Consider the following 1,964-nt stretch of genomic DNA (forward strand, 5'->3'; position numbering starts at 1 on the left):
ATCCCATCTTTGACAGTTGAAAAGAAAAATGAGTGCCACAATCCATGAAAATACTGGGATTGTGGCACTTTGTGCCCCATACTTGAAATATAGTAATGTCTTATCTTCGCTTACTTTTTTTCTGTATTTCTTTCATTTTGCGTTTTGTTATAAATTGATAGTCTGTACGGAAACCACACGCTTCATGAAGCTCATCCGTGATTCTTTGACGTTCATACACGGGCATAAAGCCTTGTTCTTCTATATCGGCAAACTTTATGCTTCGCAGTATGTGCAGTAACTGCTCTGTTGTACAGGGCGTTTTTAATGCCTTTTTCAGCATCCGGAAATGCAGTAATGCTAAAAAGCAGATCAGGAAATGGGCTTGTATCCGGTCTTCGCGGCTGACATAAACAGGCCTTGCGTCAAAGTCTGTTTTCATGGTCCGAAAGCAGTCTTCAATCTGCCATCTGCCTTCACTGACTTTCAGGATGTCTGCCACATCATCATCTAACAAATCAGTGCAGACAGCATAAAGGCCGTCATATTTTTCTTCTTCCGCGATCTTCTCGAGATCAAGATAATAGTGAATCTCTGCCTTTTCTCCTTCTTTAGTCGCCGCAATCTTATTTACAAATCTTGCAGGATCATTCGGATTTTTCCGCTGCCTTTTCACAGCGCCATTGGCGACCATCTTTTCAGCTCGTGCGATCTGCTCCGCGCGGACAGCCTTCTCGTATGCAGCATATTTGGGAGAATAGGTTATGATCAGCCGCTGATGGAGTTTTTTTGTAGTATACGGTTCATCTTTATAAAAAAGTCCTTGTTTATCATCCTCGGAAAGCTGTGTGATATCAACAGGAGAATCATCCGACAGCCGTTTAAATCCTTTGGTGTTCAAAGCCCATTCACGATCCTCTGCCGGAAGCTTTTTGATAGACTGTGTCACAATAAAAGAACGTTGTCCGAGATGATTGAGGACCCGGTTATCTTCAGATGCCAAACCGGCATCGCTGCAATAGATAAATTTCTGACAGCCGAACTGCTGAAGGATCTTTGTCTCCAGAGGTTTTAAGGACTTCTGTTCATTCTGACTGCCGGGGAAAAGAGAAAAAGCTAGTGGAATCCCGTCTCCATCGGTAAACAGTCCCATCTGAATGATAGGATTCGGTCTGTGTTCTTTGCTCTTTCCATACTTTTTATCACCGTCTTCCTGTTCAATCTCGAAGTAGTAGTTTGTGCAATCATAATAAAGAACTTTATCGTTTCTCTTCCCCAGGAAGAAACTGTTTTTGTAAACTTCAGACTGTATAAGATCACACTCTTTTGCAAGGACAGAAAGGGCGCGGTAGATATCATGGAGTTCATAGGTTGGTGCCTCCAGGAATTGCTGTGCAGCCTTGAAAGAAGAAGTTTTGCTGGAAGGCTCCAGGACTCTGGTGTAGATCAAGTCCGAGAGGATCGCATTCAGGTCATATTTAAATTTGTAACGGTATCTGATCTTTCGGCAGATGGAATCCATCTTCAGACCATAATAGACAGACTGGAGGAAGAGATAACCGCCAGTAAAAAGTTTTTTTCTGTTATAGTCCATAAGTCTGTTGGAATGGAACGGGATCGTAACAACTGCCTCTTCCGTTTCTTTTTTATATTTTTCCGTTTCGATTCTTGCCTGTTCTTTTGCCCACGCCATGACGCCATCCCGATCAGTGCCAAGACGTTCCGATAATTCAGCCAGGGTGCCTAGCTTTTTGATCGTGGTAGAAGTGCTCTTACCCTGAGCATTTGTATAGGATTTTGTAATGTAAAAGGATTCGGAATTTTTTGATTTGGATGTAGTAACACGCATAGCAATCACCTCTGTAATAATTATATCACATATCACTAAATATTACTAGATAATAAAGCGAAAAACTTGACAAAAAAAGTACAGGCTTTATGCGGCCTGCACGTACTATTTTAATTATGCAACTGTCAAACTCCCG

At 41.9% G+C, this 1,964-nt stretch carries 1 protein-coding gene; it reads right to left on the reverse strand.

Annotation, left to right across the window (positions count from 1 at the left end; translation table 11 throughout):
• Nucleotides 1-100 precede the first annotated feature (100 nt).
• Nucleotides 101-1,828 (reverse strand): IS1634 family transposase, encoded by a 1,728-nt coding sequence (locus tag FNY66_RS15290; RefSeq protein WP_087202705.1) that lies wholly within the window; start codon nucleotides 1,826-1,828, stop codon nucleotides 101-103.
• Nucleotides 1,829-1,964: the final 136 nt, after the last annotated feature.

The sequence above is a fragment of the Mediterraneibacter catenae genome, from assembly GCF_008691045.1.
GTDB lineage: Bacteria > Bacillota > Clostridia > Lachnospirales > Lachnospiraceae > Mediterraneibacter > Mediterraneibacter ornithocaccae.

What these genes read in the sequence shown, in the direction of transcription:
- FNY66_RS15290 (WP_087202705.1), bottom strand. Translation starts at nt 1,828, where the DNA reads ATGCGTGTTACTACATCCAAATCAAAAAATTCCGAATCCTTTTACATT.